Source organism: Alteromonas sp. KUL17 (genome assembly GCF_006538305.1).
Classification (GTDB): Bacteria; Pseudomonadota; Gammaproteobacteria; order Enterobacterales; family Alteromonadaceae; genus Alteromonas; species Alteromonas macleodii.
Map to the genome: position 1 here is coordinate 1 of NZ_BJKJ01000039.1, position 19,944 is coordinate 19,944.

Genomic DNA, 19,944 nt, shown 5'->3' on the forward strand with positions numbered 1-19,944 from the left:
ACTTTGAGCGGTTTTTTTGTTAGGGCTTTGAATGTTTTAGAACCACTTTACCTGCGATAGCACAACGCAATGACGAACATGTTAAGTCTCGCCGAGTGTGTAGTTATCTGAGCAGGCTAGTATTAAGCTGTTTCTTTTCCAACCGCTACGGTGTCGCGTTCTTCGTCCATTTCATCGTTGCTGGGCGTTTTCAAATGCGCTGGCGTGAATTCTTCACAGTCCATATTGCGCTGGTCCATAAAGCGCTTAACCGTTTCGGCGCAATAGGCTTTTCTACAGCATTGAGAGAGCAGCATTTCATGACGTTGTACACGTTCGCGAATAAATCTAACTACGAGTCCTCTAAGCCACTGTAAGCCCGCGTCTTGATCCTGACGTTTGTGCCACATCACAGACAGCGGAGAGCTGACAATTTCTATTGGCGTTTCAAATACTGCCAATTCGCCTGAGAAAATCTCTTTTTCCATTACCAAAGACGGTGCTACACAAATAAGGTTGCTCTCTTTTAGTAACGGTGTAGCGTTATAAAACTGGTTTACTGACATTGCCACGCGGCGTTTAAGGCCTAAATTCGCTAGTACCTGATCTGTAGGGCCAGTCACATCGCCTGTAACAGAAACCAGGAGATGATCAGCCGCGACAAAGTCTTCTAAGGTCAATTGAGATTTTGCTAATGGATGATCGGGGCGCATTACCACAACCCAGCTTGGGTCGAGAACATGTTCGGCACGAATAACAGAGCCAGGCTCCTGATATTTAGAGAAAGTGAGCTCTGCTTCAGCATCTTTGAGTATTTTATCGGTTTCCATGTCGTAATTAGGAATGGCATGGATGTTAATGCCTGGCGCTTCATTCTCAATAACTTTGCGGAGCGGCCCCCACACCATAGAAACGATGCTGTCAGTTGCAGCTATACGAAAGGTACGCTTAGCCGTTGCAGGGTTAAAGTCAGTTGGGTTAACGGCGACTTCGAGCTCGCCTAAAGGGCCCTGAATCTGACTCCATAAATTTTTAGCAAATGAGGTAGGTTGAATACCGCGGCCGTCTTTAACGAACAGTTCATCTTTCCAAGCTGTGCGCATACGAGAAAGTGCGTTAGATACCGCAGGTTGCGTCATCGACAGCCTATCAGCTGCGCGGGTAATTGCACCCTCGGTCATGATGGCATCAAAAATCATCAATAAATTTAAATCATGTGGACGCATGGTTGTCTCCGGTGTCTATTGCGGACAATCTACTTTCATCTATCGAACGATGAAAAAAGCTGCCGTTTACTTCGTTTTTGGCTATGTAATTTAACTGACATAGTTTAGTTATAGGTTGTAGCTAAAAGCATTTATTTTCCAAATGAATGCGACGAGCGACACTGGTACACTATATCGCTGTAACCGTTGATTTCTCTAAGCTCTCGCTTTTTATACAGTTATTCTCATTTTCTCTGCGAAACCATTCTTCTAAATTTTTAAAAGCAGTTGTCTCTGTCAGCCCGATCTTCAATATATAATATCATGTGATGTGTTGCATATAAAAAGATAATTATTTTTATTGTTGGTGGCGATGCATAATGCACGGCATCAAACTTTAGTTTAATTTTTATGAGAATCTTGCAATGAAAACTTTTACCCGTTTATTGGCAATAGTAAGCCTAACTGCGCTTGTCGCTGCATGCGGTGGTGACGAGCAGGATCCAAGTCAATCAATGAGCGCTGGCGCAAATGCTGGTGTTCCTGTTGATGTGGCAACGGTAGTGTCTCAGCGTTTAACCGAGTGGGATAATTTTACAGGTCGTTTAGAGTCTCCGCAAATTGTTGCGCTTCGCCCTCGCGTGTCGGGCTATATTGACTTTGTTGCATTTGACGAAGGCGAATATGTCGAACAAGGGCAAACCTTATTCTTAATTGATAACCGCACGTTTAAAGCAGAAGTTGATCGATTGACTGCACAGCTTGAAGAAGCCAAAAGTCGCGTTCAGTTGGCTGAGCAAAACTATAGCCGTGCTTTTAAAACTTCGTAAAACCCAGGCGGTTTCTGAAGAAGTTCTTGATGCCCGTTTAGCTGAGAAAAACCAAGCGCTTGCAAGCTTAAACCAAACGCAAGCCGCACTTGAAGTAGCGCGCCTAAATCGAGGCTTTGCTCGTGTTGAAGCACCTATTTCTGGACGTATTTCTCGCGCAAACATTACTGAAGGTAACTTTGTTACCGCAGGACAAACAGAGTTGACTCGCATCGTATCGACCGACCGTTTATATGCGTATTTCGATATTGATGAGCAGACCTACCTAAACTATCTAACCGATAAATCAGCGGCTTCAACAGCAGTGAGCGAGCAGCCGGTAGCGATGCGCCTTGCTAACGAGTCTGATTATAACCACTGGGGTCAAATTGATTTCATCGACAACCAGGTTAACGGTAGCACCGGCACACTTCGCGTTCGTGCCGTATTCAATAATGAAGAAGGTCGCTTAATTCCGGGATTATTTGCACACTTAAAATTGGCAGGTGACACCGATGAACAGGGCATTCTTATCAAAGAAAAAGCTATCGGCACAGATCTTAATAATAAGTTTGTACTGGTTGTAAACGACGAAAGTAAAGTGGAATACCGTGCGGTTAAGCTAGGCGACAAAGTGGGCAGCATGCGCATCATCACAAGCGGCTTGAATGTAAACGACACCATTGTGGTTGATGGCTTACAGCGCGTTCGCCCAGGTGCCCAAGTTGCCGCTAACGAAGTGCCTATGGGTGATGAAGATGCTTTGGCAAACTTATCTAGCTGGCAGTCACGTGTTGATAATGCAACACAAGTAACCCAAAACATGGCGCAGTATGAGGATGTTTTATCTGGTGGTTCATTTGCCACAGGTACAGCAACAGCAGGTCTTAAGTAATGAACATTTCGCAGTTTTTCATTAGCCGCCCGATTTTTGCGGGCGTGCTTTCCCTACTTATTTTTATAGGTGGTGCAATTGCTGTCTGGCAACTGCCTATCACTGAATACCCAGAAGTAGTGCCGCCTACCGTGGTGGTAACTGCGAATTATCCCGGTGCAAACCCAGAAGTTATCGCCGAAACAGTTGCAACGCCGCTAGAGCAAGAAATTAACGGTGTTGAAAACATGCTGTATATGTCATCACAGGCAACCAGTGATGGCCGTATGACACTAACAATTACGTTTGCCATTGGTACGGATCCAGATGAAGCCACAACGTTGGTACAAAACCGTGTAAATCGCGCGACACCGCGTTTACCTCAAGAAGTGCAGCGCTTAGGTGTGGTAACTGAAAAATCGTCACCAGATTTAACCATGGTAGTGCACCTGACGTCGCCGGATAATCGTTATGACATGCTTTATCTTTCAAACTATGCTGATCAGTTTGTTAAAGACGAGCTAGCGCGAATCAATGGCGTTGGGCAAGTGCGCCTGTTCGGTGCTGGTGAATTCAGCATGCGAGTATGGTTAGACCCTAACAAACTGGCTGCGCTCCAGTTAAACCCTGGCGATGTGGCAGCAGCTATTGCCGACCAAAACCAGCAAGCGGCGGCAGGTAGCCTAGGTGCACAGCCTACGGGTACCAGCGAATTTCAGCTGCTTATCAATGTGCGCGGCCGTTTAAAAGATGAAGCCGAATTTGAAAATATTATTGTTAAGTCGGGTGAGAATGGTGAAATAACCCGTCTTAAAGACGTTGCGCGTATCGAACTAGGTTCAGAGTTTTATGCACTGCGTTCACTTATTAACAATAACCCTGCGGCAGCGGTGCCGGTTTTCCAAGCACCAGGCTCTAATGCAATCCAAATTTCAGATGACGTTCGCGCTCGTATGGCCGAACTGTCTAAGGCGTTCCCTGAAGGCCTTGAATACGAAATTGCCTACGACCCTACCGTATTTGTTCGCGGTTCGATTGAAGCGGTAATTAGTACACTTCTTGAAGCTGTATTGTTAGTTGTACTTGTTGTTGTGCTGTTCTTACAAACATGGCGTGCGTCTATTATCCCACTCGTTGCAGTGCCTATTTCACTTGTGGGAACGTTCGCCTTTATGCAGCTAATGGGCTTCTCGCTTAATGCACTGTCGCTGTTTGGTCTAGTGTTGGCAATCGGTATTGTTGTGGACGACGCCATCGTTGTTGTTGAAAACGTAGAGCGTAATATCTCTGAAGGCAAAGCGCCGTTTGAAGCCACCGTACAGGCAATGAAAGAAGTAACCGGTCCTATTATTGCCACAACCTTGGTACTTGCTGCGGTATTCGTACCTACTGCCTTCATGAGCGGCCTTACCGGGCAGTTCTATAAGCAGTTTGCGCTAACAATTACTATCTCTACGGTAATTTCTGCAATTAACTCGTTAACGCTTAGCCCTGCATTGTCTGCATTGCTGTTGAAACCTCACGGTAAAGCGAATGACTGGTTAACCCGTTTAATGGATAAAGTGTTTGGCCGTTTTGTATTTTCACCGTTTAACCGTTTCTTTGACCGTAACTCAAAGCGCTACACTGGTGCTGTGGGTGGGCTTATCCGTAAGAGCAGTATCATCATGGTGCTTTACGCGGGTCTGCTAGGACTCACGTACTTCCAGTTTGCCAATACACCAACAGGCTATGTTCCGCCGCAAGATAAGCAGTATTTGGTCGCCTTTGCTCAACTGCCAAATGCAGCAAGCTTAGACAGAACTGAAGAAGTGATCCGTGAAATGTCTCGTATTGCTATGGAACACCCTGGTGTTGAAGATGCAATTGCATTCCCTGGCTTGAATATTAACGGGTTTACCAATAGTCCAAGCTCAGGCGTATTGTTTGCAACGCTGACTGACTTTGATAAAAGAACGACGCCTGATCTATCTGGTGGCGCTATTGCTGCCCAGCTTAACCAAAACTTTGGGTCTATAAAAGGTGCCTTTGTGGCAATATTCCCGCCGCCACCAGTAATGGGGTTAGGCACGATTGGTGGTTTCCGTTTACAGGTTGAAGACAGAGGAAACCTAGGCTTTGAAGAACTTGAGCGTGTAACGCAAGAAGTGATCGGCAAAGCGTGGGCACACCCAGCGCTTACCGATGCATTCACTAGCTTCACTGTTGCTGTACCTCAGCTCGATGTGGATGTAGACCGTGAAAAAGCGGTAAGCCAAGGTGTAAACATCGATACCTTGTTTACCACCATGCAGGGCTATTTAGGTTCGTTATACGTGAACGACTTCAACTTGTTCGGTAGAACTTACCAAGTAAATGTACAAGCTGATGCCCAATACCGTCAGGATATTGAGAACATTACGCAGTTTAAAGTGCGTAATGCACAAGGTGAGATGATCCCGCTTGGCTCATTCTTGAACATTGAGCACAGTGCAGGCCCTGACCGTGTTATGCACTATAACGGATACGTCACCGCTGAAATAAACGGTGCAGCAGCGCCAGGCTATTCGTCTGACCAAGCGAAGGCAGCTATTGAAGAAATACTGGCTGAAACGTTACCACTTGGCATGACTTACGAGTGGACTGAGATCACCTATCAGCAAATATTAGCGGGTAATGCATCAGCGTTTGTATTCCCATTAGTTGTGCTTTTGGTGTTCTTAGTACTGGCTGCACAATACGAAAGCCTGCGTTTGCCACTGGCAATCATATTGATTGTTCCCATGACCTTGCTGAGCGCGCTTATTGGTGTGCAAGTTTATGGCGGCGACAACAATATTTTTACCCAAATAGGTTTGATTGTACTGGTTGGCCTTGCAACGAAGAACGCCATTCTTATTGTCGAGTTTGCAAAAGAGCTACAAGACAAGGGGATGGACGCGCTTTCAGCCATTAAAGAAGCAAGTCGCTTACGTCTTCGTCCAATACTAATGACGTCCATTGCTTTCATCATGGGTGTACTGCCAATGGCGGTATCAACCGGTGCCGGCTCTGAAATGCGTCAAGCCATGGGTGTGGCAGTATTCTCAGGCATGATTGGTGTTACCGTATTTGGACTTATCTTAACTCCGGTATTTTATTACCTGATACAGCGTAAAGGTTAACTCTCCCGTCTACCCAAGCGTTGCCCTCTTAAGGGGCTCTTTAGGCCACTCATTTGAGTGGCCTTTTTTTTGCCACCATTGGTCAGCATTTATCTCGTTTTGTGAAACCGAAAAGCTTATATTCGCTTGTATCCTGTTGAAAACAGAAAGAATGGAGATTCGAATGAAAATAGGTGCGGCGATAGTAATGGCGATGGGCATGGTGGTTGCTGTGTCTTTGCTTGGTGTTCAGGTGTCTTCTGCCATGAACGATATGCAAACGTGGGATAGAGTAGTAACCGTAAAAGGATTGTCAGAGCGAGAATACATTGCTGATCAGGTTATTTGGCCTATTCAATTTGTCGACGCGGGCAATGACTTACCTCAACTGTATGAACATATTGAAAAGAATAGCCTTCAGGTGGCTAGCTTTTTAGAAGAGAAGGGCATTTCAGCAGAAAGCATTACAATTGGAAAGCCTGAAATAAATGACAAATTGGCGCAACAATACGGAAGTAGTGAAAAAGCGCCATTTCGCTACAGTGCCATTCAAACCGTTACTGTCTTTTCAAATGATGTTGAAAAGGTGCGAGCGCTTATGCAGCAAATTGGGGAGTTAATTAAAACTGGTATTGTATTATCAGACCAAAGCTACCGCGCTCAGCCCGACTATGTATTTACCCGCTTAAACGAAGTAAAGCCGGAAATGATTGAAGAAGCTACGCTCAATGCGAGAGAGGTTGCGGAAAAATTTGCCAAAGATTCAAAAAGTACTTTGGGCAAAATTAAGCGCGCTAACCAAGGGCAGTTCAGTATTTCTAGTCGCGACAGTCATCATCCACATATAAAGAAAGTGCGCGTGGTTTCTACTATCGAATACACACTTATCGACTAGCGCATCAGGCTTTCGAACATGGTATAGCAGTCAACAGGCCGTATTTCGTGCTATGCTTTGTCATATCGAAAAGGCCTGCGAGTCGAATTGCTTAATATTAAAGCAGCGTGGCTTAGAAGATTGGAATGCCTTACTGCTAATGTCTAGTGGCTAGATGTTGGAGTATGCGTTTTAATTTATATTGATAAAGCTAAAGCGTGGCCACTGTTGCTTGCTTGAAAATGCAGCCCAAGTGGTATTCGTTTCACCTTTTGAAGGTTATGCCACTGACATGACGGAACAAAAATCACAATCCCAACAGCTGGAGTTTTTTGAAATTCCAAGCCCATGCATTGGTGTGTGTGAGTCAGGTCCGAGGGGTTTCTGTAAAGGGTGCTTTCGAAGTCGGGACGAGCGCCTGTACTGGCTTAAGGTTGATGATGCAACTAAACGTAAAATAATCAGCGCCTGTGCTCGGCGCAAAAAAGCGGTGCTGATGCGCGCTCGCAAGCAACAGCAAAAAGAGCTGGGGGAATCAATTGGACAGTTCACGCTGTTTGATGATCCGCCAAGTTCAGAATAAGCGGCCTTGAGTTTGTAAAAAGTAGACTGAGAGTTTCTAGATGTCGTTAGATAAGTATGTTTCGTATGCCGCGAAATCATTTACGTTACCGGATATTTGCGTGCGCCTGCGTTCAACATTAGACGATCCCCGTTCCAGCGCCGAGGATATTGGCGAGCTTATTAGTGCTGATCCCTCTCTTACCGCAAAGGTACTAAGGCTGGCAAATAGCTCGCTGTTTCGGTTTCCTTCTCAAGTAGAATCTGTTGCCAAAGCTATCAGTGTGATTGGCGGCGAAGCCCTGTATAACTTGGTAATTGCAGAAACTGCCAGCACCGCATTTAAACGCTTTGATACTAAGTTAATAAATTTAGACAAACATTGGTATGCATCAGTGTATTGCGGCATGGCGGCCAAAAGTCTTGCGATGAGACTTAACGTGCGCGGAGCAGAACGCTTCTTTGTAATGGGTATATTGCAAAACTTAAGTGAACTGGTCGTGGCCAAGAAAGAAACTAAACGCTATCAGTCATACCTGAATGCTGAGACGAACGCGTTACCGCACGTTAATCAGTTGGAGCATTTCGGTTTTACGTTTGCTCAATGCAGCGGTATCATACTAGAAAATTGGCACTTACCTATTGGGTTGTACTATCCGGTAACGTTCATGAATGATGAAGCTAAACATAAATCTGATGTAGATATCTGCGTCCTGTGTTTAGCAAATCGAATTACGGTAAGTCAGTTAAATAAAGAAAGTTACGCTGACATTGAACTTTTTACCCCTGAGATAGCCAATACAGTAAGTCTCGACATGGAAGTGATAAGTAATTCAATTGAATACGCCGAACAAGAAACGGCAAAAATTGTGTCGCTTATTCACTGAGCTTTCGGTGCAACAACTCCGTTACTTTACTGATAATTAGCAAAATGTAGTAAAGCTCATCCAGAGGATTGGTATAACAAGCGTCGTACTAAGACGTAATCTAAAAACTATAAAGCTCAACGTAAATCAGATTATGTTCAAAAAAATCTTCCGGCCAAGCATTGTTGTTGGCATTGTTTGTTGCTGCGTGTGTGTGCACGCAAGTGCGAGGGATCTTATACAAACCCTCTATCACGCAGACTTCACGCCCGACACCGATGACGAAATTCCTCGTTTTACGCTAGACGGTGAACTAGGTGTACTTGTAAACACCGGAAACACCTCAGCTGCCAGCGTGAAAGCCGCGGTCAATGCGGACCATGAAACAGAAAATTGGAGCAGTATCTACTTCGCAGAGTTGCTCTATAAAGAAAGCGGTACGCCGACAACAGAGCGGGACATCAGCGCCCAGCGCTTTTTCACTAGCGCGCAGTTCGACTATAAACTAATGACGCCTGGTCGCCGTCTTTTTATGTACGGTGATTACGAAGACGATCAATTTACCGGTTACGATCACCGTGCTTCGCTGGCAGCGGGCTGGTCTCAGCGCCTCTGGCGCAGTGAAGACAGTGAGTTTCGCTATAGCATTGGTCCTGGCTACAGTTTTATTGAAGCTGAAGAAGATAATGAAAGCGTAGTCAACGACGGCATCATTGTAAGAGCGTCCGCCGAATACAAATACCACTGGAGCTCAGGCGCTAAGTTAAGGCAGTTTGTTAGCACTGAGGCGGGTGAAGAAAATATGAAATCGCGGTCAGAAACTTCGCTTTCAGCCAACGTATTCGGTTCACTGGCGATGAAGTTATCCTTCATACTAAACCATGAAACAGACACCGCCGAAGATGTTGCAGCCTTAAGCACAGAGACCTCCGTGGCGCTGGTCTATCAGTTTTTTTAGTCAATTAGTGTAAATTAACGGGTTATCTTTGGCTTTTTACCGTGTTCGCATTGACTGAGAGCTTTGAAAATGTACACTGCGCACCATTGTTTGTAGTGCTTGCTGTCTCGCGGCACTGTCTAGCAGATCTCTTTTAAAACTCGTGTTGTACCGCCTTGCAGTTCAAAAGGTATCGAGTACAACGAATGGACCGATAATCAATAGGATTGTTCAATGAAAAAGCAAGTGCTTGCATCTTTAGTTGCAATTTCTCTTTCTCCAGCCGCTTTCGCTCAAGACGATGAAGTTAAGCCTTTTACAATGGAAGGCGAACTAGGTTTTATTTCGACTTCAGGTAACACTGAAACCACGTCAATTAGTGCGGGTATACAGGCTCACCAAGAGCTTGAAAAATGGAGTAACGACTACATTTTAAAAGGTCTGTACAAACAGGAAACTGTTCAACAAGAAAATGATGCAGGCGAGCAAGAAGATATCGAGTTTACTTCTGCACAGAAGTTCTTTGGTTCAGCCCAGGGTAACTACAAACTAGAAAATCCTGATAACCGTTTATTCGGCTTCGCTTCATATGAAGACGACCGCTTTAGTAACTTTAATTACCAATCAACTATTGCGGCGGGTTGGAACCAAAAAGTACTTGAGAACAAGCGCCACACCCTTGAATATTCAATCGGTCCTGGTTACTCATTCATCGAAACTCAGGATGGCGAAGATCTTGACAGCGTAATCGTTCGTGCGTCATCAGCGTATTCTTGGAAAATTTCTGATACGGCTAAATTTACGCAAACAGTAAGTACCGAAGTGGGTTCTGACAACACGAAATCTCGTGCTGAGTCTGCACTTACAGCTACAATCAGCGGTAACCTTTCAATGCGTCTTTCTTTCAAACTTGATCACAACACCAATGTTGACGACGACGTTGAAAAACTAGACACAGAAACTGCAGTTAGCTTAGTCTACAACTTCTTCTAAGCCTACCTTATATGCTCAGCGCACTGAAGTAGGGCTGGGCACTTCAACGCATTGAAGTAAAATCACAGGCATAAAAAAACGCTGCACATTGTGCAGCGTTTTTATTTAGTCTTAAAACAACTCTTCTTAGTGAAGAATACGTGTCTTAATTGTGCCATCAATTTGCTGAAGCTCTGCAAGTGCTTCATAACCACGGTCTTCTTTAACATCAACTACTACATAACCAATTTCAGCGTTAGTTTGTAGGTACTGGGCTTCGATGTTGATGCCTTTTTCTGCAAACGCTTGGTTAATCTGAGTAAGAATACCTGGCTGGTTTTTGTGTACGTGAAGTAGGCGTGAACGACCAGTATGCTCTGGCAGTGACACTTCAGGGAAGTTAACGGCTGACAGCGTTGAACCGTTGTCGCTGTACTTCGCGAGTTTACCCGCTACTTCAATACCAATATTTTCTTGCGCTTCTTGCGTGCTGCCGCCCACATGCGGGGTCAGAATGACATTATCGAACGCGCGAAGCGGCGACTCGAATTCTTCAGTATTAGATTTAGGCTCAACCGGGAATACATCAATAGCAGCGCCGTTTAGTTGGCCGCTTTCCAATGCCTTCGCAAGCGCATCGATATCTACCACAGTACCGCGAGACGCGTTAATCAAAATGCTGCCTTTCTTCATTTGAGACAGCTCTTTTTCACCAATCATATCTTGAGTTTGTGGTGTTTCAGGAACGTGAAGTGAAACAACGTCAGAGGTATTAAGCAGCTTTTCAAGCGATTTTACTTGGGCAGAATTACCTAGCACAAGCTTGTCTTCGATATCGAAAAATTGAACGCGCATACCTAGGTGTTCAGCAAGAATACTCAGCTGTGTGCCTATATGACCATACCCAATGATACCAAGTGTCTTACCACGGGCTTCATATGAGCCGACTGCCGTTTTTTCCCACTCACCGCGGTGAGCCTTGGCATTTTTACTCGGCACCTGGCGAAGTAAAAGGATAATTTGGCCAAGTACAAGTTCTGCAACCGAACGAGTGTTAGAAAATGGCGCGTTAAACACGGGAATGCCGCGGCGTTGGGTGGCTTCAAGATCAACTTGGTTGGTGCCAATACAGAAACAACCGATAGCCACAAGCTTTTGTGCTGCTTCAACTACCTTCTCTGTAATTTGAGTACGCGAGCGAATACCAACAAAGTGGGCGTCTTTAATTTTCTCAATTAACTCGTCTTCAGGAAGAGAGGTCTTGAGAAATTCAATGTTGCTATACCCATTGCTTTTTAGTGTCTCCAAAGCACTTTGGTGAACACCTTCCAACAACAAAATTCGGATCTTATCCTTCTCTAATGAAACTTTGCTCATGAACTCGCTATCTCTCACTGATGTAATTTTGGTTTGCTTGCACCGCCAATCCAAGACTCTCAGAAACCTGCCAGTATGAAACACAAAGCTGTGTTTAACCTGCGCTGCAACGACATCGCTTTGCAGCTCTGAAAGCCTTGCTTGGGCGTTATTGCTACCAAGCTTTTATAATCACGTTGATTGCTTTCGTTATTAAGGAATTGGCCTTAACTAACGTAAAAGTTGAGACGCGTAGTGAACTTCTTTTAAGGACATCTAGACGTCTAAACGGAAACTAACAGAAAACGCGTTAAGTTGAAAGTAGTATTTTGTATAGCTTTTCACCGCACTATACGTCTTACTCAGTTATCACTTAAAGGTTTCAACACCACTATCTGTAGCACTTAGCACTATGTCCGCGCCTCGTAGTGCGAAAATGCCGTTCGTTACCACGCCAGGAATATTATTTATTTTTTGTTCTAGCTCACGAGGATTCAGAATCTCAAGGTTGTGAACATCTAAAATAACGTTGCCGTTATCGGTGACAACACCTTGTCTATATTCAGGATCGCCACCAAGCTTTACTAGCTCTCGTGCTACGAAAGAGCGAGCCATGGGAATAACTTCAACGGGAAGGGGGAACGAGCCCAACACAGGAACGCGCTTGCTTTCATCAACAATACACACAAACGTGGTCGCCGCACCGGCTACAATTTTCTCGCGAGTGAGTGCTGCGCCTCCGCCTTTAATCATATGCTTGTGTTCGGTCACTTCATCGGCACCGTCGATATAAACCGATAGATTGCTGACTTCGTTTAACTCGAATACCTCAATGCCCAAGGCTTTTAAACGCTCGGTAGAGGCTTCTGAACTTGATACTGCACCTTCAATTTTGTGCTTAATTTTACCGAGTTCTTCAATAAAAAATTTACGGTAGAACCTGTACCCACACCGACAATGCTGTCTGCTTCAACATATTCGATGGCTGCTTTGGCTACGGCTTGTTTTTTTGCGTTCTGATCCATGGTCATTCTCCGGCTTATTGTGTTCGCAAGTGTAACTTATAAGCGCACGTGAACCCACAAGTTCGTATGTTCAATTTGTTATAATGACTATCACGGTTTAGTGAATTGCAGTGTGCGCGAGGGCGTCACGATGGCATCAAGGGGGACATCCCATGGTGCAATAGGCAGAGCATCTACTTCTTGAATGTCGTGGGCAATACCCACTAACTTGGGCGCTTTACTACCCGAAAATGAATGTGAATCTGGCGCGCGTTGGGTAAAACTCAAAGTTCGGTCGTAGTAGCCGCCCCCCATACCCAGGCGATTGCCGTTTACATCAAACCCTACAAGCGGCATAAGAATAACGTCGCATTGCCTAACAGGAACGACGTTTTCACACGACAATACTGGCTCTTCAATGTTGTACTTATTCTTCACCAATTGAGAGTGCTGGGCATAAGACAAAAATAACAAATGTCCTTTACATACAGGGTGTAATACAGGTAGAGCGAATTTTTTATCATGTGAAGACTGCCAAATAGACTCGATAAAATAGGTTAAATTGACCTCGCCATCGTTAACCAAATATCCGGCTATGGTCGTGCTGTTATCAAGAAAGGGCAGTGTACGTAGTCGTGAAGCAATGCGCTTAGCTGCGTCCGTATGTTGCTGGTTAGTTAACCCTCGTCGTGCCTCGCGAAGCTTTTTTCTAAGCTGAGCGCGGGCCTGCATGTCTTCTATAGAAACGCTTGTTTGTATGGATTGCGACGGCGCAATCTGCGTTGGTTTCATTGCTAAAGCTGGTGCTGAAACCGTTTCCGTTGAATTAACCTTGTTAGACGTCAACGATCTAGAAGTACCGCTTCCTGAAGATGAGGGGGACATAGTAGAGGAGTTCTCCTGTCTTACAATTGAGTTAGCTTATACTACCACGGCTGTTAAAAAAGGTTTGTTGGGCTAGGTAAAGATGACTCAGGTAAAATTACTGTGGTAAAACTACTTAGACAAAACTATTTAGATAAAGCTACTTAAATACAACAAATAGAATCATTGGTCTGGATGCCCTAAATAGTGATTGAGCACACGCACCAATTCACTACTATCTATGGGTTTAGTGAGTACGTCATCAAGACCTTGTTCTCGCAAATATTCAGGCCGGGTAATGACATCGGCCGTCAATGCAACAATAGGTAAGTTTGGCTTAAACCCCTTTATTTTTACTGTTGCTTCATCGCCTTGAATTCCTGGTAAATTAAGATCCATAAGAACTAAGTCGACTGGATTAGACTTGGCGTATTCAACGCCTTCCTCGCCAGTGCTTACCACAGAAAGCGACACGCCCAGTTTTTCAAACAAAGTTTGAATAACCACTTGGTTTATATAGTGGTCTTCAACTACCAATACATTTACTGAGTTATCTATGTTTACTTGGGCAACAAAGCTACGCGGTTGTGCCTCAACGAACTGGTTTGCGCTTAGGGCGTCGGCAGGTAAGGTCACACTTATTCGGGTACCGTGATTCAACTTACTACTAACTTTAATAGACCCGTCCATGAGCTCGACAAGGCGCTTCGATATATTCAAGCCTAAGCCGGTTCCACTTATCTGACGGGCGTTTTCCATTCGCTCGAAAGGTGTAAAAAGCCGTTTTTGATAGTCATCGCTCATACCAATGCCTTGATCAATGACATTGAATATTACCTTGCCGCTTTTGTATTTTACCTGCGCTTTTACTGACTTGCCGTGATTAGTGAACTTAATCGCATTCGACAGCAAGTTAAGCGCTACTTGACCAAATTTGGTGTCATCGAAAAACAACGAGCCGGGCACAGCGTCATCAATACTGGTGCTAAATACAATACCACTGTCTTCAGCGCGGATCTTAGTAAGCGAAAATAAGTGGGTGAAAAAGTCTTTGGTATTCACCGCGCGTGGCATCACACGCATTTTCCCCGCTTCTATCTGCTTTATATCTAAAACAGAATTTACTATTTCTAAAAGCCTTTCACCGCTTTGGCTTACATGAGAAAGCGGGGTGGTAAATGACGAGGGTAGATTTAACTTTTGGGCTTCGCCTTCAAGCAACTGACTAAACGTATTTATGGCATTAAGCGGTGTTCTAATTTCGTGGCTTACGTAAGAAAGAAAGTCAGACTTGAATTGACTGGTTCGCTCAAGCTCTCGGTTTTTCCGCTTTAACTCTAAATGTGCTACTACCGATTTACTTAAGGTTTGGAGCGAGGCTTTTTGTGTTTCGGTTAGCTTGCGTGGTTTGCTATCAATGGCGCACAGCGTGCCAATTGCATGGCCAGACGGGGTAATCAGTGGTGCGCCGGCGTAAAACCGAATATCAGGCGCGCCAGTCACCAGCGGGTTATCGTGAAACCGGGGGTCTAACGTAGCGTTAGGTATTTCAAACACATCGCTTTGCAAAATAGCATGTGAGCAAAACGCGATGTCTCGTGATGTTTCTTCTGCGTCTAAACCTACTCTTGATTTAAACCATTGGCGATTTGGATCAATGAGGCTGATAAGCGCAATAGGGGTTTCACAAATTTGAGAGGCAAGGGCTGTAAGGTCATCAAAGAGTTGTTCAGCTTCAGTATCAAGTACGTCGTAGCTTAGCAGTTCGGCAAGACGTTCATCTTCATTTTGAGGGAGTGGCGCCGCTTTCATAACCGTTGAGTTTAAACCTAGCTGTAAATAAAAAGGGATTGTGTATTAACAATCCCTTAAACATATCATAGAGCGTAGGTGTCTATGAATAGTTGTTCCAGCTTTTTGTGGTCAACTTTAGTCGCTACCTTTATGGTATTTGCTTCATTCCATAGTGGGCTCGGTGTTGTACCTTTAGGCGCAACCACGGTTTGCCCTCTATCTAGTGTCCCTGTTCCAACTCGAACGTGACCTTCAGTCAGTTCAAATAACTCAGGGTGGCGAAGGTGGGCAATCGGGAATGCATCGTGGAAGAAACACACGCGATCTTCACGGTTTTGCGAGTAGAAATCCATGTAGAACTGGGCGCTTTCTTTCACAAAACCACCAAGGGTATTGTTTTTCTCTTCAAGCTTTTCAACAAAGGCTGGCGAGAACGGCGTGAAGTTTGTCACGTCCAAACCAAACATGGTGAGTTCCCAGTCTGCTGCGAAAACGATTTCTGCTGCATGTGCATCATTCCAAATGTTCGCTTCAGCTACCGGCGTAACGTTACCTGGTACAAACGCTGCACCACCCATTATGCTAACGCCTTTTACCAACTTAGGAAGTTCTGGCTCAAGACGAAGTGCAAGGGCCAAGTTACCTAGTGGACCAATAGCAACAATGGTGATTTCGCCAGGGTATTTACGCGCCATATCAACGATAAACTGCGCAGAGCTGCGTGGGTCAAGCTCGGTTTTAGGCGCTTCAGGCTTAATATGGCCAAAGCCGTGCTCGCCGTGTACGAAGTGTGCGTACGTTGACTCTGGGCCAACCCATGGCATGCCAACACCTTTAGTTACAGGAATATCTTTACCTGCAATTTCGCAAAGTGTCAGTGCGTTTTGCGCTGCCATTGTTACTGGAACGTTACCGTAAACGGTAGTTAAGCCAAGTACTTCAATATCTGGAGATTGAAAGGCGAAAAAGATCGCCATTGCATCATCAATCCCCGGATCCGTATCTAATATGATCTTATGTGCCATCAATTTATCTCAGTGCGTCTTGCTAGTTGGCGTGTTTCGCTAAGAAACGATCCACTTCTTTTTGTGTTGGAATACTCTGCGCTGCGCCCTCGCGTGTTACCGCAATGGCTGAAGCTGCACACCCGCGACGCAATGCTTGTTTAGCATCGGTATGGTTGCTGTATGCAGACAGGAAGTAACCGATAAAGGTATCACCGGCTGCAGTGGTATCTACCGCATCTACAGAGAATGCTTTTACTTCCACAACATCGTTTTTGCGCAGCATCATTACACCAGCCTTACCCAGTGTAATAATAACTTCGCTGTGTGACCACTGCTCTTTGAACACTGTCACAATATCTTCAAGTTCTTCTTTACCGGTAATCGCAGCAGCTTCGGTTTCATTTACAATAAGTAAATCTACACAGTCTAACGGAAGCTGTTTAACCGACTCGCTCATAGGCGCTGGGTTAAAGGCTACTTTAAGCTGCTTTTCTTTCGCTTGGCGAAGTACTTCTTCAATGCTGCTTGTTTCATTTTGGGTTAGTACCCAATCTGAAGGACGCGTATCGTCTAACGCTTGCATTACGGTTTTTGCGGTAATGGTTTGGTTAGCACCACCAAATAATACAATGGCGTTTTCACCGCTAGGCGTGACTTGGATAATCGCGTGACCTGAAGGAACTTCTGAGCACTTTACGCCACGACAATCAACACCCTTCTTAATAAGAGCTTGTTTAAATGAGGCGTCGTTTTCGTGAATGCTGCCGACGTGTCTTACGTCTGCACCTGCTTGCGCTAAAGCAATAGACTGGTTTGCACCCTTACCACCTAATAAGGTTTGATAATGGGTAGAGGCCAACGTCTCACCAGGTTGTACAAAGTGATCTACCTGATAAACGTGGTCAATATTTATAGAGCCAAAATTTATTATTGCCATTTCTTCTTCCGTCGAAAGAGGGCGCTTCCCAGAATGCCGCTGTCCATGTTTCGCCCGTGAACCGAAAAGTTCAGGGCGGAAGTATCACAATTGCCGTAGGCTTCTCGATACGCGTCGAGCTTGCACAATAGCAGCTGTTTCAACTTCCTTGGTTTAAAGCATCGGCCAGGGACATGAATGAACTAGCAAACATCCCAGGAAACATTGTTGTTGTATTAACGCAACAGGGTATAACAAACGCGAGATCCAGTGAAGAGGATCACCTAAAGCGCTTTATAACTATTTTGCGTGGTGATTATAAAAGCGGTAAAAAATATTACTTTTCTTGACCAATTGGTCAGCAATTATACACGCATATAAGAGAAGCTCAATAATAACCAATCAGCTATTCAGGCATTAAAGGCTAATGAACGTTGTCACGCTGTTGCTAAAGGAATTCCGTATCCAACACCAGCGATCTTAGATGAATTCTGACGATGTTGCTAGCCGTCCGGCAACGAATTTAGCTAAATAGCCGCAAATTAAATATCGTTTGAACAGTGAGTAAACAACGTTTAAATACCGTTGTGTAAAGTGTATACGACACAGTGTTATTAGACCCTGAAGGTACTTTTGCTGTTTGTTCAAAGTTAGAGCAGTGGCAGGGCAAAAGGAGGCGTTACACATTGATTTTTGCTAGTATTAACTCCATCAAGAGATGACATTGACGTAAGTCGCCGCCAAAATAGACGGTAATTAATCGCTTTATAAAAGTGGCGCCTGTATCTCAAACTATTCAAAACAAAAGAGAACAATTCGTGGAAAAACAGCTCGATTACGATAGCGTAAGTAATAAATTGTCTCAGCAAGGCGTAATTGTTGATGCTGCAGAAGTGCATGGCATTCTGTGCGGTATGCTTTGCGGAGGCATGTCGCTTACCGACCAAAAATGGCTAGAAGCGTTAAGTGAAACCATTAATCAGGGTGATGCGTTTAGCGACCCTACCCAGCACCTTTTAAACAGCCTTTTCAATCAAACCTGTCAGCAGCTTCTTGAGCCTGAATTCGCGCTCAATTTGTTACTTCCTGATGATCAAGCGCCTATCAACGATCGCGGGGCTGCACTAATAAACTGGGTGCAAGGTTTCATGCTTGGGTTTGGACTACACCAGCAAGACCTTATGCAATGTTCTGACGACGTAAAAGAAGCACTTGAAGACTTTTCAGATATTTCACGTATGGAAGAGCCAATGGACGCGGACGAAGAGTCTGAAAAGGCGCTGTTAGAGGTTGAAGAATACGTGAAAATTTCAGCAATTTTATGCTTCAGCGAATTGGGCCAATCACTTCTAGATGATCAACAAGACACGCCATCCGTACACTAGTAATTAACTGAAGATATTAAAAGTGGCCGTAAGTCGCCATTCGTTTTAACGAGATTTTTTAGGGCTTTCTCTTTTATGATTAGTGCGCAAGAGTTTATCGCCAGGCAGGACCGACTGCTTGCACAGTGCGAGCCGAATAGTGTGTGTATTGTGCCAGCAGCAGGTATGGTAACCCGAAGTCGCGATACCGAATATACATTCAGGCAAGATAGCGACTTTTGGTATTTGACAGGATTTGAAGAGCCTAATGCTTGGTTGATATTGTCTAACCACCCTCGTTACGGTGAAAGTTATCGTGCAATGGTGGTACAAGAGAAAGACAAAAGTGCAGAAATTTGGCACGGCAAACGCTTAGGAGCCGAAGCAGCGCTCGCTCGGTTTAGCTTAGATGAAGCATTTGAACTACAAGAGCTTGAAGAAGCGCTATTAGCGTCAATTCAAGGTCAAGACAATGTGTACTTTTCATTAGGCCACAATAAGAGTCACGATCGGCTGTTTACTGAAGCCTTAAACACCTTGCGCGATGCGCCCAAAGAATCACTGGCGCCAAGGGCGATTCACGACTTACAGCCTATTTTACACGAAATGCGTTTATTCAAATCAGCGTGTGAAGTGGCCTTGATGAAAGCGGCGGGTGAGATAAGCGCACGTGCGCACAAGCGAGCTATGCAGTTCGCCGCGCCTGGTTGTCACGAGTACCAGCTAGAAGCTGAAATTCACCACGAATTTGCCATGGCGGGAGCCCGTTCACCTGCTTATAGTACTATTGTTGGAAGCGGCGATAATGCGTGTATTTTGCATTACACGCAAAATAACGCGCAGGTAAATGACGGTGACTTGATCTTGATCGATGCAGGTGCTGAATATCAAGGTTATGCTGCGGATATCACGCGAACGTTTCCTGCAAATGGAAAGTTCACCCATGCTCAGCGCGAAATTTACACCGTTGTATTAAAAGCGCAAAAAAGCGTGTTAGACATGTTAGCGCCCGGCGTTACCCTGTCACAAGCCATGTTACATAGCGTAGAAATTATTACTCAAGGTTTAGTTGACCTTGGCGTTCTTGAAGGTAGTGTGGCAGAAAACCTTGAAAATGAAACGTGGCGTCAGTTTTACATGCATGGTTTAGGGCACTATTTAGGTCTAGATGTGCATGATGTAGGCAACTACAAAATTGACGGTGAAGACCGTCCGTTAAAGCCTGGCATGGTGATCACTGTTGAGCCCGGCATTTACATTAGTCAAGACAGCAACGTGCCGGAAAAATACAAAGGCATTGGTGTAAGAATTGAAGATGATGTGGTGATTACTGCGACGGGTGTCGATATTCTTACCGCAGATGTGCCAAAAGACATTGATGAGATTGAAGCACTTATGGCTGAAAGCAGAGACTAGTTGTCAAAATTTGCTAGGTTTACC

Annotated in this window: 14 protein-coding genes, 1 other RNA gene and 2 pseudogenes; 9 read left to right on the forward strand and 8 right to left on the reverse strand. The window is 44.8% G+C overall.

Going from position 1 to position 19,944, the window contains the following annotated elements; translation table 11 throughout:
- Positions 1-122 precede the first annotated feature (122 nt).
- Positions 123-1,205, reverse strand: a complete 1,083-nt coding sequence (locus tag KUL49_RS20025) for a LysR family transcriptional regulator (RefSeq protein ID WP_014950393.1) — start codon at positions 1,203-1,205, stop codon at positions 123-125.
- A 404-nt stretch (positions 1,206-1,609) separates the two neighbouring features.
- Here KUL49_RS20025 and KUL49_RS20030 point away from each other — a divergent pair.
- From KUL49_RS20030 to KUL49_RS20060, 7 genes and pseudogenes are all read left to right on the forward strand, one after another.
- Positions 1,610-2,888, forward strand: a pseudogene (locus tag KUL49_RS20030) (efflux RND transporter periplasmic adaptor subunit).
- The gene (locus KUL49_RS20035) at positions 2,888-6,010 is read left to right on the forward strand and encodes an efflux RND transporter permease subunit (RefSeq protein ID WP_014977213.1); all 3,123 of its coding nucleotides are present in this window, start codon (positions 2,888-2,890) and stop codon (positions 6,008-6,010) included. Before KUL49_RS20030 ends, KUL49_RS20035 begins: the two are co-directional and overlap by 1 nt.
- A gap of 163 nt (positions 6,011-6,173) precedes the next feature.
- Positions 6,174-6,884 carry an SIMPL domain-containing protein gene (locus KUL49_RS20040; RefSeq protein ID WP_014977212.1) on the forward strand — a complete coding sequence of 237 codons (711 nt, stop codon included), beginning with the start codon at positions 6,174-6,176 and terminating at the stop codon, positions 6,882-6,884.
- Between the two features lie 271 nt (positions 6,885-7,155).
- Complete coding sequence (locus tag KUL49_RS20045; protein WP_165477925.1) at positions 7,156-7,446, forward strand: DUF1289 domain-containing protein; 291 nt, start codon at positions 7,156-7,158, stop codon at positions 7,444-7,446.
- Between the two features lie 40 nt (positions 7,447-7,486).
- Entirely contained in the window at positions 7,487-8,311 is an 825-nt protein-coding gene (locus KUL49_RS20050) for an HDOD domain-containing protein (protein ID WP_131138391.1), read from the forward strand.
- 133 nt (positions 8,312-8,444) lie between these two features.
- On the forward strand, positions 8,445-9,248 hold the full coding sequence (locus KUL49_RS20055) for a YdiY family protein (RefSeq protein WP_014950388.1): 804 nt from the start codon (positions 8,445-8,447) through the stop codon (positions 9,246-9,248).
- A 213-nt stretch (positions 9,249-9,461) separates the two neighbouring features.
- On the forward strand, positions 9,462-10,220 hold the full coding sequence (locus KUL49_RS20060; RefSeq protein ID WP_131138392.1) for a YdiY family protein: 759 nt from the start codon (positions 9,462-9,464) through the stop codon (positions 10,218-10,220).
- A gap of 126 nt (positions 10,221-10,346) precedes the next feature.
- On the opposite strand, the gene serA is transcribed toward KUL49_RS20060, so the two are convergent.
- The 7 genes and pseudogenes from serA to ssrS form a co-directional block, all read right to left on the reverse strand.
- Entirely contained in the window at positions 10,347-11,576 is a 1,230-nt protein-coding gene (gene serA, locus KUL49_RS20065) for a phosphoglycerate dehydrogenase (RefSeq protein ID WP_014980012.1), read from the reverse strand.
- 348 nt (positions 11,577-11,924) lie between these two features.
- Positions 11,925-12,580: pseudogene (rpiA, locus tag KUL49_RS20070) on the reverse strand (ribose-5-phosphate isomerase RpiA).
- A gap of 90 nt (positions 12,581-12,670) precedes the next feature.
- Positions 12,671-13,291 (reverse strand): 5-formyltetrahydrofolate cyclo-ligase, encoded by a 621-nt coding sequence (locus tag KUL49_RS20075; RefSeq protein WP_131138393.1) that lies wholly within the window; start codon positions 13,289-13,291, stop codon positions 12,671-12,673.
- A 315-nt stretch (positions 13,292-13,606) separates the two neighbouring features.
- Positions 13,607-15,235, reverse strand: coding sequence for an ATP-binding protein (locus KUL49_RS21490; protein WP_131138395.1), 1,629 nt, complete (start codon positions 15,233-15,235; stop codon positions 13,607-13,609).
- Positions 15,236-15,300: 65 nt separating this feature from the next.
- Positions 15,301-16,242, reverse strand: coding sequence for a nucleoside hydrolase (locus KUL49_RS20090; RefSeq protein WP_014980008.1), 942 nt, complete (start codon positions 16,240-16,242; stop codon positions 15,301-15,303).
- A gap of 22 nt (positions 16,243-16,264) precedes the next feature.
- Entirely contained in the window at positions 16,265-17,161 is an 897-nt protein-coding gene (locus KUL49_RS20095; RefSeq protein WP_014950380.1) for a ribokinase, read from the reverse strand.
- Positions 17,162-17,182: 21 nt separating this feature from the next.
- Positions 17,183-17,365: non-coding RNA, 6S RNA (ssrS, locus tag KUL49_RS20100), on the reverse strand.
- Positions 17,366-17,958: 593 nt separating this feature from the next.
- Between ssrS and KUL49_RS20105 the strand changes: the two genes are divergently transcribed.
- Complete coding sequence (locus KUL49_RS20105) at positions 17,959-18,525, forward strand: UPF0149 family protein (RefSeq protein ID WP_039228193.1); 567 nt, start codon at positions 17,959-17,961, stop codon at positions 18,523-18,525.
- A 75-nt stretch (positions 18,526-18,600) separates the two neighbouring features.
- Positions 18,601-19,920 carry a Xaa-Pro aminopeptidase gene (pepP, locus tag KUL49_RS20110; RefSeq protein WP_131138396.1) on the forward strand — a complete coding sequence of 440 codons (1,320 nt, stop codon included), beginning with the start codon at positions 18,601-18,603 and terminating at the stop codon, positions 19,918-19,920.
- Positions 19,921-19,944: the final 24 nt, after the last annotated feature.